The organism is Streptomyces sp. NPDC046712, from assembly GCF_040645695.1.
Taxonomy (GTDB): domain Bacteria; phylum Actinomycetota; class Actinomycetes; order Streptomycetales; family Streptomycetaceae; genus Streptomyces.
Genome location: NZ_JBEYYW010000039.1, coordinates 46,963 through 61,918 on the forward strand (window position 1 = coordinate 46,963; position 14,956 = coordinate 61,918).

6 protein-coding genes are annotated in these 14,956 nt (G+C 69.4%); 4 read left to right on the forward strand and 2 right to left on the reverse strand.

All coding sequences use genetic code 11. The features are described from left to right. A complete protein-coding gene (locus ABZ939_RS34105; protein WP_361864000.1) occupies positions 1–1,020 on the reverse strand; it encodes an iron ABC transporter substrate-binding protein in 1,020 nt (339 codons plus the stop codon). Between the two features lie 172 nt (positions 1,021–1,192). Between ABZ939_RS34105 and ABZ939_RS34110 the strand changes: the two genes are divergently transcribed. After that, on the forward strand, positions 1,193–3,766 hold the full coding sequence (locus ABZ939_RS34110) for an AMP-binding protein (protein WP_361864002.1): 2,574 nt from the start codon (positions 1,193–1,195) through the stop codon (positions 3,764–3,766). Between the two features lie 58 nt (positions 3,767–3,824). Then, positions 3,825–4,586 (forward strand): hypothetical protein, encoded by a 762-nt coding sequence (locus tag ABZ939_RS34115; RefSeq protein ID WP_361864004.1) that lies wholly within the window; start codon positions 3,825–3,827, stop codon positions 4,584–4,586. Positions 4,587–4,936: 350 nt separating this feature from the next. Here the strand turns inward: ABZ939_RS34115 and ABZ939_RS34120 are convergent, their stop codons facing one another. Continuing rightward, positions 4,937–5,329, reverse strand: coding sequence for a hypothetical protein (locus ABZ939_RS34120; RefSeq protein ID WP_361864006.1), 393 nt, complete (start codon positions 5,327–5,329; stop codon positions 4,937–4,939). Positions 5,330–5,735: 406 nt separating this feature from the next. Between ABZ939_RS34120 and ABZ939_RS34125 the strand changes: the two genes are divergently transcribed. Next, complete coding sequence (locus ABZ939_RS34125) at positions 5,736–6,161, forward strand: hypothetical protein (protein ID WP_361864008.1); 426 nt, start codon at positions 5,736–5,738, stop codon at positions 6,159–6,161. A 152-nt stretch (positions 6,162–6,313) separates the two neighbouring features. Then, the gene (locus ABZ939_RS34130; protein ID WP_361864010.1) at positions 6,314–14,899 is read left to right on the forward strand and encodes a DNRLRE domain-containing protein; all 8,586 of its coding nucleotides are present in this window, start codon (positions 6,314–6,316) and stop codon (positions 14,897–14,899) included. Positions 14,900–14,956: the final 57 nt, after the last annotated feature.

Here is a 14,956-nt window from a genome sequence, read left to right on the forward strand (position 1 = left end):
TCAGACCAGTCCGACTTCCTGGAGCATGGCCAGCGTTTCCTTCAGGGAGTCGAGCCTGCCGAGGTCGATCTTCGGCGGCTGGAGGGTCTCCAGCGGCGGCACGCCCTTGGCGGTCTTCACACCGGCGGCCAGCGGGTACTCCTTGGTCTCCTCGGCGAAGTACGTCTGGGCCTCGGAGGAGAGCAGGTAGTCGACGGCCTTCTGCGTGTACTTGGCCTGCTTCTCGTCCGCGCCCTTGAGGATGCCGACTCCGGCGACGTTGACGAGGCCGCCCGGGTCACCCTTGGGCAGGTAGTGGATCCTGGCCTTGAGCTTGTCCTCGCCCTTCTCGGCGGCCTGCTCGTACCAGTAGTAGTGGTTGATCAGGCCGAGGGAGACCTCGCCCTTGTCGACGGCCTCCAGGACCTTGAGGTTGTTCTCGTACGCCTTGGGCTGGTTGGCCTTCAGGCCCTTGAGCCAGGTGCGGGCGGCCTCGTCGCCCTCGAGAACGCGCATGCCGGTGACGAACGCCTGGAAGGAGGCGTTGGTCGGGACGAAGCCGATCTTGCCCTTCCACTCCGGCTTCACCAGCTCGTGGACGCTGTTCGGGGGAGTGGGGACCTGGGCCGGGTTGTAGCCGAGGACGCGTACGCGGCCGCTGACGCCGGTCCAGTCGCCGGCCGAGCTGCGGTAGGCAGGCGCGACCTTCTCGAGGGTGGCCTGCGGGAGCGGCTTGAGGCGCTGCTCCTTGGAGAGCGCTCCGAGGGCGCCCGCGTCCTGGGACAGGAAGAGGCCGGCCTCGGTCTTGTCGCCCTCCTCGAGCAGCTGCGCGGAGAGCTCGGCGCTGTCGCCGTAGCGGACCTCGACTGTGGTGCCGAGGTGCTTCTCCAGCTTCTCGATGAGCGGCTTCACGAGGTTCTCGTTGCGCCCGGAGTAGATGACGAGACCGGCCGGTTCGTCGCTGCCGCACGCGGCGAGCGCTGGGGTTAGCAGGAGGGCTGCGGCGAACGCGGAGAGAGTGCGGGCCAAGGGGCGGCGCATACGGGGGTGCCTTCCTGCTGTGATCTACCGGGAGAACCTGTGAATACGGCATTGATAAGGTAAAGCTAACCTAATGGTCAAGCCAGGCTTTGATAACGGACCGGCCGCAAATGAGCATCTGGTGTGGACTCCCCCTCTTCTCGATTAGGAAAGCCTTACCTACGATGCGCCCGTGACGCTCCTACCCGCCCCGCCCGTCGGCGGCCACACCCTCCCCCTCGCCCGCGGCCTCGCGCTGCACGGCGACCGCACCGCCCTGGTCACCGCCGAGGGCGTGGTCTCCTACGGCGAGTTGGCCCGGCGGGTCGCGGACACCGCCCGACGGCTCGGTCCCGGACGCCGCCTCGTGCTCCTCCCCGGCGCCAACACCGTCGGTGCGCTCGTCGTCCACCTGGCCGCGCTCTCGGCGGGCCACCCGGTCCTGCTCGTCCCCGGCGACCACCCGGAGGCGGTGGCAGCACTGACCGCCGCCTACGACCCCGACGTCGTCGTCCACCCAGGCACCGACGAGTGGCGGATCGAGGAGCGGCGGAGCGGCTCCGCCCACGACTTCCACCCCGACCTCGCTCTGCTCCTGAGCACCTCCGGTTCGACCGGATCGCCCAAGCTCGTCCGACTTTCGTACGACAACCTCCAGGCAAACGCCGAGTCGATCGCCACGTACCTCGGGATCCGCGACGCCGACCGCGCCGCGACGACCCTGCCGATGCACTACTGCTACGGTCTGTCCGTCGTCCACAGCCATCTGCTGCGCGGCGCCGGCCTGGTCCTCACCGAACTCTCGGTGGCCGACGCCTGCTTCTGGGACCTCTTCCGCACCGCCCGCGGCAGCGCCCTCGCCGGGGTCCCGTACACCTTCGACCTCCTCGACCGCGTCGGCTTCGCCGAGATGGACCTGCCGCACCTGCGGTACATCACCCAGGCCGGCGGACGCCTCGCCCCCGAACGGGTCGCCCACTACGCCGCGCTGGGGCAGCGGCGCGGCTGGGACCTCTTCGTCATGTACGGCCAGACCGAGGCGACCGCCCGCATGGCCTACCTGCCGCCGAAGCTCGTCGCCGCACGACCTGGAGCGATCGGCGTGCCGGTCCCCGGCGGCTCATTCCACCTTGAACCCGTCGAGGAAGCGCTCGGGGAAGGCGTCGGCGAACTCGTCTACAGCGGGCCGAACGTCATGCTGGGCTACGCCCGCACCCCCGGCGACCTCGCCCTCGGCCGTACCGTCGACACCCTGCGCACCGGCGACCTGGCACGGCGCACCGACGAGGGCCTGTACGAGATCGTCGGCCGCCGCAGCCGGTTCCTGAAGATCCTCGGCCTGCGGATCGACCCCCAGCAGATCGAGGCGATGCTCGAACGGAACGAACTGAGCGCGCTGTGCGCCGGCGACGACGAGAGGCTCACCCTCGCCGTCGTCCGCAAACCCGGGTGGGACGAGCGGCGGATCCGAAGGCGTGTCGTGGACGAGTGCGGCCTCCCCGCCCGCGCGGTCCACGTCCACCTCCTGCCGGACCTTCCCCGCCTGCCCTCGGGCAAGCCCGACTACCAGGCCGTTCGCGCCCTGGACCGACCGGTCGACCAGCCCCTCGCCGGCGACGCGGACGGCGACGACCTGTGCGCCCTCTACGCGCGAATCCTGGACCGTACGGACGTGACACCTGACAGCACGTTCGTCGGACTCGGCGGCGACTCCCTCTCGTACGTCGAGATGTCACTCCACCTCGAACAGCGCCTCGGCCATCTCCCGGCGAGCTGGCACACCACACCGATCCGGGCCCTCCGCGCACCCGAACGTAGACCCCCCTCACGAAGAAGGGCCCTGGAGACCAGCGTCGCTCTGCGCGCGGTGGCGATCGTGTGCATCGTCGCCTCGCACGTCCGGCTCTTCGAGATCCGTGGCGGCGCGCATCTGCTGCTCGCCGTGGCCGGTTTCAACTTCGCCCGCTTCCTGCTCACCTCAGCCGAGCGACGCGAACGCGTCCGCCGTACGGCGCGGAGCATCGCGCGCGTCGCACTCCCGTGCATGGCGTGGACCGCCTTCGCGATCCTCATCGGCGCCGACTACGACCTGAGCAACCTCCTCCTGCTGCACAACGCCCTCTTCCCGCAGGACATGGGGCCGGGTCTCCACCTGTGGTTCGTGGAAGCACTCGTCTACATCCTGCTGGCGACCCTCGCACTGCTGGCCGTGCCCGCGGTCGACCGGGCGGAACGACGCTTCCCGTACGGTCTTCCCCTCGCCCTCGTCGCACTCGGCCTGCTGACCCGCTACGAACTTGTCGGCCTCCCCGACCGCTCACAGATCACCGACGCGGTCACCGTCTTCTGGCTTTTCGCCCTGGGCTGGGCGGCCGCGAAGGCCCGCACGACGCCCCATCGCCTGCTCGTCACCGTCGCCGCGCTCACCACGGTCCCCGGCTTCTTCCCCGGCGAACCCCGGCGCGAGGCGTACGTCCTCATCGGGTTCGTCCTGCTGGTGTGGTTCCCCACGCTGCCGAGCCACCACCGCGTCAACCAGGTGGCGGGACTCCTCGCCGCCAGTTCGCTCTCCATCTATCTGACGCACTGGCAGATCTATCCGATCCTGGACGACATCTCCGAACCCCTGTCGCTGGTCACGGCCCTCCTCTTCGGCATCGGCTACGCCAAGGCAGCGGACCGCCTGCCCCGGAAACTGCCAGCGCTGCTTCGCCTTCCTGTACTGCGCACGGGATGGCTCGGCCTCCGTCGGAAGCTTTCTGGCTGAGAGTCGGCCAGACCGTCTGGTGGGGAGCGACGCCGATCGGCTTCCTCAACAGCTGGTCGTGGCAGTCGCACAGGTCACGTCACGGCTCCAGGCCACGTCACCGCTGCCGGTCCGCCGACTGGGCGGCGGTGGCCTGCGCCTGCTGTTCGTCGTCATGGCCGTGTGCGGTGCGGCCGTCGCCCTCTGGGCGGCGCTCGCCGTGCCTTCCGTACCGCCGCTGCCTCGCAAGCGGCAGACCGTGGCCGACCTCGTACGCCGCCTGGCCGACCGCTCCTTCCTCGCCCCGACCGCAGCGCTCGCCGCCGCAACCGCGGCGCTCTCCGGCGGTGTCGGCTTCCTGCCCGTCTCCGGCGCCGCCGCCGGTCTCGGCATCGTCGCCACCGGCGCGGCCGTCTCCGTCCTCGCGGCGACCGCCGCCTTCGTCCAGCCCAAGGCCGGACGTGCCCTGGACTCGGGACGCCTGACCACCCGTACGGGACGCCTCACCGGCCTCGCCGTAACGGGTCCGGACTGGCGGCGGCCATGCTCCCCGGCCTCACCGGCGTCCTCCTCGCCGAGGCCCTCACCGGCACCGGGCACCGGCTTGATCACCCCGCTCGGAATCGCCGCCCTCGCGGCCTCCACACCCGAGAAACGCCTCGGCCAGAGCATGGGCTCCGCCGAACTCGGCCGCGAACTCGGCGACGCCGGCGGACCCATGCTCGTCGCGGCGGTTGCCACGCTCTCCACCCTCACGTACGGCTACGCGACCCTCGCCCTCCTCGTGGCCGCCGCACCGCTCCTCGCCGTCACGGCACGGATGCCAGGACGGCCGAAATGAGAACCGTGCGGCCTGCGCAGTTCCACTGAGCTGCCGGGCTTGAGGACACCGACGACCGCCACCAGCGTTCAGGGCCGGCGACACCGACGTACGGGTCCTGCGGATGGCGACGCAGAGGGAGATGCCCCGGCGGTACGAGCACCTTGCCGAGGACGAAGAAGCCACCGTGAGGGCCTCGGCCCTCATCCCGGAGCTGTGGCCGCACCTCCCGGTGCCCTTTCAGGAGAGGCTGCTCACCGATCCAGCCCGCGGTACCAGCGCCGCCAGGCGAACGTGCCGCACACCGACCGGAGCACCACCGACGGCGAGCTTGCAGACGGCCTGACCGCCCCCCTCGCCGAGGGTGATGCTCACGAGCGGCTGCATGCCGAGCGGTACGCGCAACGTCTTCCGCCGGGGCCGGGGCGCGGCCTGTGCGACCTCGGGCTTGCCGGCCCGGGCGGCCTTGCCCTCGCCGAGCCGGCTGATGCCGGCCGTGCCGGAGCGAGTGCCTCGTAGGTCACCTCCGCACGTTCCGTCGGCTCGTCGCCGGAGTCGAGGAGGCCGTACCCGACGAGCCCGCCGGTGACGAGGGGCAGCGCTCCGACGATGGCGGCCACGGCGCGCCGGTCCGAGCGGTGCTCCACCTTCTCGGCCTGCTCGCCCTTCGCCTGCCCGTCCCCGACCCGCTCGGCCCTTGGCCGCCTCTCCTTCGCTTGCCCGTCCTCGACCTGCTCGCTCTTGGCCGCCTCGCCCTTGGCCACCTCGTCCTCGGGCCGTTCGCTCTAGGCCGCCCCGTCCTCGGGCCGTTCGTCCCCGGGCACTTCGCCTTGCGGCTCCTCGTCTTCCGGCACCTCGTCTTCCGGCACCTCGCCTTCCTGTACTTCGACTCCCGGCACTTCGCTCTCGGTCGTTTCCCTCGTCGACACAGTGAGGCTTTCCCTCGCCGCGCATTCCCCGGACGTCAATACCGCGGGAGCAAATCCGCCCGGTTCTACACCAGACGCAGGAGCGGTGGCAACACGGCGGAGAAAACGGGACATTCAACTGCGGCAAGCCGCGACTGTCCCAATTGTCTGGGGAGTTGACGGCACGTCGAATTACTGACTACAAATCCGCCCCGGTATGCAGAAGAGGCGCGGCAAGCGCCTGGCGAAGGGGAGTTCTCTGATGACGATTCGGGCTCGACTGGTTCAGTTCTTCGCGGTGTTCGCCCTGGCGGTGGGCTCCGTCGTGACGCTGCCCGCGCAGCCGGCGGCGGCCGCCAACGGCTGCAACGGCGACCTGGTGGCCTGGAACAGCTGGTACGACTCGGCCGGCCGTCTGGCAGCCAAGACCAACTACTACGACGAGGGCGCCTACACCTGCGTCAACCTCGTCGCGCAGGGCATCTACTACGGCCAGTCCAAGTACATGGCCATCAAGCTGTGCGACAGCTACAACTCGGGCTGCGTCAGCGACGCCGGCACCTTCCTGTACTACGCGGGTCCGGTCCGCCGCCCGTCCGGCGTGTGTCTGTGGGCCGTCTCCACGATGAAGAACTCCGCCGGCACCACCATAGTGAACAAGAGCACCTACGTTCCGCCGTGCAACTGATCCGCCGATTCATCGCCAACTGTCCAAGTTGTCGCCTGATTTGACTCGGCGTCATCACGCTGGCTAGAACCCTCTGGCCTGAAATCGGCACCCCCAGTGTCCAATTTCAGTAATCCGGAGGGAAATACCACGTGAATGGTCGATCCAGGCGGTTGCTCACAGCAGCCGTCGCCGCCGCGATGGCCGGGACGCTGATACAGCCGGTGTCCCCGGCCGTCGCGGATTCCGCGCCACCGAAATTCGACGAACAGAAGTGGCGCGACGAACTCAGGGACTGGGAGGAGTCGGGCCGCCCCGGCGACCCGCCGGTCCTGCCCGCCGAGGGCGTCGTCCGCAACGAGCGGCTGCCCAAGGGCCGCACCGCCGCCAAGGCCACCCGGGTCGCCGAGCTCACCGCCCGGCGCACCCCGAACTCCCGCTCGTGGCTGCTCTCCGACGGGCGCGTCCAGTCCGAGGTGTCGGTCGTCCCCACCTCGTACCGGGACGGAAAGAGCTGGAAGACGCTCGACCCCGCGGTGACACCCACGGACCGTGCGGGCTTCGACTTCGCCAACACCACGAACACCGGCCGCAGCTGGTTCGGCTCCGACCCGAAGCGCCTGCTCCGGTACGAGACCCAGGACGGCCACGCCGTCACGCTCGGCCTGGTCGGCGCGGGCGCGAAGCTGAAGCCGGGCGCCAAGGGAAGCGTCGTCTCCTACCCGGACGCCCTGCCCGGCGGCGCGGACCTGACGTACCAGGTCGGTCCCGGCCGGGTGAAGGAGAACATCCTTCTGGCCCGGCGGCCCGCCGGCCCGGTGAGCTTCACCTTCACCCTCGACGCCGGCGGCCTGACCCCCAAGGCCCGCAAGGACGGCTCCGTCGAGTTCTACGGCGAGGCCAAGCATCCCGTCCTCGTCATCCCGCCGGCCTTCATGACCGACTCCCGCAAGGACGCCGACTCCCCGTACGGGTACGCCGCCAGCGACAAGGTCGCGCAGACGCTGACCCGGGACGGCAAGGGCTGGAAGCTGACGGTCACCCCCGACGCCAAGTGGCTGGCCGCGCCCGAGCGGCAGTACCCGGTCACCGTCGACCCGACCCTCACGATCGCGCCGACTCCGTCCGAGTCGCAGGACACGATGATCCTGTCCTCCGCGGCCGGCACCAACTTCAACGACACCTGGCGACTGTCCGCCGGACTCGACTCGGCGGGCAACGCCACGCGTGCCCTGGTCCGCTTCGGGCTCTCGGGCGTCCCGGCCGGGACCAAGCTGGAGGACGCGCGCCTCCAGCTCTACTACGACCAGACCCACACCGGAGTGTCCACGGGCGCCCCGGTGACCCTTGGCGCGTACCGGGCCACCACCTCGTGGACCGCCGGTCAGGCGAACTGGAGCAATGCCAGCGGCCTCGTCGGCGAGCTCGCCGGCTCGACCACCCTGGTCGACGACGGCGACGCGGGCACCACCGCCGCCCAGGGGGCCTGGCCGTCCTCGTCCAACACGGCGTTCACGCAGTACGCGGTCAACCGCGACTACCTGTACAACAAGGACACGACGGCCGGTGACACGTACACCTGGCAGCCCAAGCTGCCGGAGGACGGCACCTACCAGGTCGACGCGCATGTGATCCCCGCCGACGACCGGTCCACCGCCGTCCCGTACACGATCACGTACGACGGCGGCAGCAAGCCGTACACCGTCGACCAGAAGACCGGCACCGGCGGCGTCTGGAAGCCGCTGGGCGCGCACCCGTTCAAGGCGGGCACGGCCGGCAAGGTCGTCCTCGGCGACGGTCCTGCGTCCGCCTCCACGGCCGTGATCGCCGACGCCGTGCGGTTCACCAAGCCCGGCACCGTCTCGATGCCGGCGAACACGTACAACAAGTGGCACTCGTTCTCGGTCAAGGACACCGTCCAGTCCTGGATCGACGGCACCCAGGCCAACAACGGCTTCGTCATCAAGGCCGTCGACGAGGCCGCGAGCGCGCCCAAGGGCGGCCCTCGCTACGAGGCGTCCGAGTTCGGGTACGGCGGCGAGACCGTCAACTACCCCAAGCTGGTGCTGACCTACGGCCGGCCCGGCGTGACGCTGAACGCGCCCACGGTCATCCACGACACCGGCGCCGAGCTGACCTGGTCCGCCTACGCCGACCCGTCCGCCGCCACCGGCGACGACCTGGTCGAGTACCAGGTGCACCGGAGCGTCTACCAGACCTTCACGCCGTCCGCGTCGACGCTCGTCGCGCCGCTCTCCGCCGGCACCACGGCGTACACGGACACCTCGGCGACGCCGACCCCCGCCGACGACGCCGACCCGTTCGGCCGCGCCTACTACTACATGGTCGCGGTCAAGACGAAGGACGGGCAGGTCGTGCCCGCGACCACCCAGCTGGTCCGCCTGCCGAAGGCCGGCCGGACCACCAAGGTGATCGAGGCCGCCCAGGACACCACCCTGTCCTCGACGGAGTCGACCCTGCCGCACGACACCATCCAGGACGGCGCCCCGCAGAACTGGGTGACCGTCGGCAACAACTCGGCGACGTACGGCAAGACCCGCACCCTGCTGAAGTTCCCGGCGCTCGGGATCCCCACCACCGCCCGCGTCCTCGACGCGGACATCCGGCTCTGGGGCACCCAGACCACCACCCAGTCCACCGGCACCGTCTACGAACTGCGCCCGCTCACCCGGGACTTCGACGAGGCCACCGCGACCTGGGCCAAGGCGAACGCCTCCACCTCCTGGACCACCGCCGGCGGTGACACCGGTGCCCCGGTGGCCGACACCGTCTCCGCCGTGACCAACGACCCGGCGCGCCACGAGTGGAGCGTCACCTCGCTGGCCCAGGGCTGGGTCACGACGCCCGCCTCCCAGCAGGGCGTGCTGATCAAGACCGCCAACGAAGCCGTCCAGACGGAGCGGACGATCTTCCTGTCGTCCGAGGCGACCGAGCAGCGGCTGCGCCCGCGCATCGTCGTCACGTACATCGACTCCACCACCGAGTCGACGTACTACGCGCCGCAGACCCCCGCCCGGATGATCCCCGGCGACACGCACAACGTCGAGGTCACCCTCACCAACACCACCGCCTCCGTCTGGCGCGCCGCCGACCGGGTCCTCAGCTACACCTGGGCCCTGCCCGACGGCACCGACCGCACCACCGGCGGCAACCAGGTCGAGACGGCGCTGCCGGCCGACGTGTCGCCCGGCGGGACCGTCACCGTCCAGGCGCAGGTCAAGACGCCGATCAACTCGGACGAGGGCAACAAGCGCACCGACTACGTACTGACCTGGGACCTGCGGAACAAGACTGCGGGCACCTGGCTCTCGGCCACCGACGGCATCGCCGGCCTGAAGCAGAACGTGGCGGTGGAGGACCCGACCTCCAACCAGCTCGGCATGGAGAAGTTCTACTCGTACGCGGGCGAGAACACCGGCGCCGGCTCGTCCGTCATGAACAACACGGCGGCCGGCAACAGCGTCTGGCAGTACAACGCGTTCGCCAACCCCGGTCGTGGCCTCGGCACCTTCGTGCGCTTCGCGTACAACTCGCTCGACACCTCCGACACGGTGCTCGGCCACGGCTGGTCGGCGCAGGCCGCCGGTCCGATCCGGCTCGGCGCGGCGCTGGACTTCCACCCCAACCCGCACCCGACCGAGGTGACCCTGCCGGACGGCGACGGCACCGCGCACGTCTTCCGCTGGGACGCGGCCAACAGCGTCTGGAAGGCGCCGGCGGGCGTGCACTACCTGCTCCAGCAGAAGGCCGGGGTCGACTGCAAGCCGTCCAGCGACGGTGACCCGCAGGCCTGGTCGCTGACCCGGCCGGACCGCACGCAGTTCTTCTTCGACTGCGACGGCTTCCTCACGTCCGTCGTGGACAAGAACGGCAACACGCAGACGTACACGTACGAGGAGCGCAAGTCCAACAACAAGCCGGTGAAGTTCCTCCGGTACATCACCGACCCGTCCGGCCGGCAGTCGCTCACCGTCGAGTACTACTCCAAGGCCGACAGCAACAACCCGAAGATCATCGACCACGTCAAGTCGATGACCGACATCTCGGGCCGCAAGCTCGCCTTCGAGTACTCGGACAAGGGCCTGCTCACCAAGCTGACGGACGGCGTGGGCTCGGCCCAGCCGAAGGTGTTCGGCTTCGAGTACGACGCCACGCAGGGCAACAAGAACGTCAAGCTGGTCAAGGTCACCGACCCGCGCGGCAACGCCACGCAGCTCGCGTACAACTACCCGCAGACCGGTGACGACCCGAAGTTCCACTGGTGGACCAAGACCGTCACCGACCGGCTCGGCGGCACCACCGGGTTCGTCTACACCGACCCCGACGGCTCCGCCGGTTCGACGACCGAGACGAAGGTCACCGACTCCGAGAACCACACCGGGACCTATCTGACCGACGGCTACGGCCGGGTCACCCAGATCACCAACGCGGCGAACCAGACCACGAAGATGAGCTGGGACGCGGACAACAACGTCACGCGCCTGGAGGAGGCCAACGGCGCCGTCAGCACCTGGGCGTACGACCCGAAGACCGGCTACCCGCTGGAGCAGAAGGACGCCGAGGCCAACAAGAACGGCACCGCCGCGGCCACCTTCACCTACCAGACCGGTCTGAACGGCCACACCGCCGAGCTGTTCGAGAAGAAGTCCCCCGAGGGCCGCACCTGGCGGTTCGGCTACGACACCCGCGGCAACCTGACCTCGGTCACGGACCCCAAGGGCGTCGAGACCGCCACGGCCGGCGACTACACCACGCGGTACGAGTACACAGCCGAAGGTCTGCTGACCAAGGCGACCGACGCCAACGGAAACGCCACCGTCAACAGCGACTTCGGCCCGACCGGATACCCGGCGAAGATCACCGACGCGCTGCAGAAGTCGGCCACGTTCCTCTACGACGAGCGCGGCCAGGTGCTGGAGTCCACCGACGCGCTCGGCAAGAAGACCACGCAGACGTACGACGTGTACGGCCGTCCGCTGGTCTCCACCGTGCCCAAGGACCAGGCCGCCGGCGAGCTGATCACCACGCCCGCCCCGGTCTACGACGCCAACGACAACGTCACCACGTCGACCTCGCCGAACGGGGCCGTCTCGACGGCCGTGTACGACAAGTCCGACCAGGTCGTCGAGGCCACCGCGCCGAAGGACACCCCGACCCAGACCGAGCGCCGGACGCTCTACACCTACGACAAGGTCGGCAACCTCAAGAGCACGACCGAGCCCAAGGGCGCGGCGACCGGCGCCGACCCGAACGACTACAAGACCACCAACCACTACGACTCCGTCTACCAGCTGACGTCCACGGTCAACGCGGCCGGCGACACCGTGTCGTACGCGTACGACAACGTCGGCAACGCCACCAAGGTCGTCGACCCGAAGAAGAACGCGACCGCCGATCCGGACGACTTCACGTCGAAGACGGCCTACGACCTGAACCACCGGGTCGTCTCCGTCACCGACGCGGCCGGCAAGATCGCAAAGCGGGAGTACGACAAGGACTCCCTCGTCCTCGCCACGGTCGACCAGGACAACAACCGTTCCCTGATCGCCTACGACGCGCGCGCCAAGACGATCGAGATGAAGGTGCCGCACGACGGCGTCTCGCCGATCTCCTACCGCACCTCGAAGTTCGAGTACGACCAGGCGGGCAACGCCACCAAGGTGGTCACGCCGCGCGGCGTGGACACCGCCGCCGCGGACGACTTCACCTCGGAGACGGTCTACGACGCGCTGAACCGGCCGACGCGGCAGATCCAGCCGTACGACCCGGCCGACGCCCGCTACAACAAGAAGGTCTGGACGGAGACCACGTACGACGAGGTCGGCCGTGTCTCCAAGGTCTCCGCGCCGCCCTCCGAGGGCCAGACCGTCCGCAACGACACCAGCTACAGCTACTTCGACAACGGCTGGGTCAAGTCGTCCACGGACCCGTGGGACATCGTCACCGCCTACGGCTACAACGACCTCGGCCAGCAGACCGCGCGGACGCTGACCTCGGCCGGTGGATCGTCCAGCCGCACCATGGGCTGGGACTTCTACCCGGACGGGAAGCTCAAGACCCGTACCGACAGCGGTGTGCCGGTCGGCAGCGCGGTGGTGCTCGTCGACAACTCGGACACCCAGAACATCTCCGCCACGGGCACCTGGACCAAGGGTTCGCTCACCGGCCAGCAGGGCTACGACCACCAGGTCCACGCCGCCGGCACGGGCACGGACGCCTTCACCTGGACCCTCAACATCCCGAAGAACGGCACCTACACCGCCTACGTCAAGTACCCGAAGGTCACCGGGGCCGCCACGGCCGCGAAGTACACGGTCACCAAGTCCGACGGCACCAAGACGGACGTCACCCGCGACCAGAACGCCGCCGCCGGCACCTGGGTCAGCCTCGGCTCGTTCGCTTTCACCCAGGGCAACGCGGCCAAGCTCCAGCTGTTCCAGAACAGCGCGGGAGCGGTCGTCGCCGACGGCGTCAAGCTCGTCCGGGACAACTCCGGCGACACCGACACCGAGAAGCGGACCTTCACCTACGCCTACGACCTCAACGGCAACCTCACGTCGATCGACGACACCTCGTCCGGCACGAAGATCGACGCCTACACGATGACCTACACGGGCCTCAACCAGGTCCAGAAGATCACCGAGGCGCTGGCCGGCCAGGAGAAGCGGTCCACGACCTACGTCTACGACGCCAACGGCCAGCCGGACACGGTCACCCACCCCGACCAGTTCAACAAGTACACCTACGACCTGCGCGAACTGGTCAAGTCGGTGTCCGTCGGCAAGGACGCCGCGGACGCCTCGCCCAAGGTCACCGGCTACACCTACACCGACCGCGGCCAGAAGCTGCGGGAGACCAAGGCCAACCGGAACACCGTCGACTACACCTACTTCCTCGACGGCGAGATCAAGACCTCCGTCGAGAAGAAGGCCGACGGCACCCTCGTCGCCGAGCACACCTACGCCTACGACGCCAACGGCAACAAGGCGCGGGACGTGGCGAAGAAGATGAACGCCGACAACCACGCGGCGTACCTCTCCTCCACCACCGACTTCACCTACGACCCGGCCGACCGGCTGGCCTCCTCGGTGAAGACCGGCACCGGCGCGGGCACCGAGACATACGTCCACGACGACAACGCCAACGTCATCAGCCAGACGGTCAAGGGAACGTCCACGACGTTCACCTACGACCGCAACCGGCTGCTGAAGGCGACCTCCGGCGGGACGACGGCGACGTACAACTACGACCCGTTCGGCCGCCAGGAGTCGGTGACCGGCGGCGGCGAGGTCGTCTCGCGCAACGTCTACGACGGGTTCGACCACGTCGTCGAGAGCAGCAAGCTGACCGAGACCGGCGGCCAGGAGGTCACGAAGTACGCCTTCGACCCGCTGGACCGCACCGTCAGCAAGACGGTCGGCGCCAAGACCACCGACTTCACCTACCTCGGCCTGTCCGGCGAGATCCTCGGTGAGGCGGAGGCGGGCCGGCTGACGAAGTCGTACCAGTACAGCCCGTGGGGCGAGCGTCTCTCGCAGATCAAGCACAACACGGACGGCACGACCGAGGACAGCTACTACGGCTACAACAGCCACACCGACGTCGAGACGCTGACCGCGGCCGACGGAAACACCCGCGCCACGTACGGCTACACCGCCTACGGCAAGGACGACACCTCCGAGTTCACCGGCATCGACAAGCCCGACGCCGCCGACCCCACGAAGGAGTCCTACAACCCCTACCGCTTCAACGCGAAGCGCTGGGACGCCCAGTCCGGCACCTACGACATGGGCTTCCGGGACTACAGCCCCGGACTGAACCGCTTCACCAGCCGCGACATGTACAACGGCGCCCTCGCCGACATGCGCCTGGGCAGCGACCCGATGACCGGCAACCGGTACGCCTTCACCGGCGGCAACCCGGTCAGCTTCGTCGAGCTCGACGGCCACTGCTACCCGGCGGCCACCTGCTATGGCGGCGACTCGTCCGGGACGTCGTCCGGCTCCAGCGGCAGCAGCGAGTGCGACCAGTACGGCTACCACGTCAAGGACGCCTGCCTGGCCGCCGGTTCGGGCTCGCCGACCGGCGACGGCGGCGACTTCCTGTGGGGCATGGGACGGATGCTCGCCTCCACCCTGGAGTTCTTCGGCGAGGTCGGTCCCGGCTGCTGGTTCCAGGACTGCGTCACGATCCAGGAGGACTACGACAAGTTCGCCGAGGAGCACGGCGCGGACACCGGCTCCGACATGTACGGGAGCGGCGAGGTCGTCGCCAGCCTGCCGTTCCTGGCCCGCGGCGCGTTCCAGATGCTGCGCAGGCTCGCGGCGGGGGCGGAGGCCGCTTCGGCGACGTCCGTCTGGAAGCTGCCGGCCAACGAGCGCGGCATCGCCATCGAGGACATGCGCGGCGGAAACCTGCCGAACAGCTTCCCGACGATCGACCGCTGGGACGCGGCCACCGGCACGGCCACCAGCATCAAGTCCATCGACACGACGCTGGCCTCGTACCAGCAGGCGTCGAGCATCCGCGGTCTCGGCCGGAAGTACGTGCGTGACGTGGCGAACTTCAACGGTCGGGATTGGCGCGGCACGAACGTCGAGGGAAGCGCGGTCCAGACCCGCAGGCTGGAGATCGGCGTGCCGCCGGGCATGACCAGCGCCCAGCAGGGGGCGCTGAACGACGTGGTCACCTACGGCCAGCAGCAGGGGGTGGTCGTGGAGATCTTCGAAGTGCCGTGACCGAGGGGGCGGCCGGCGGCGGGGCCGCCCCCCCCCCCCCGCCGCCCCCCCCGCCCA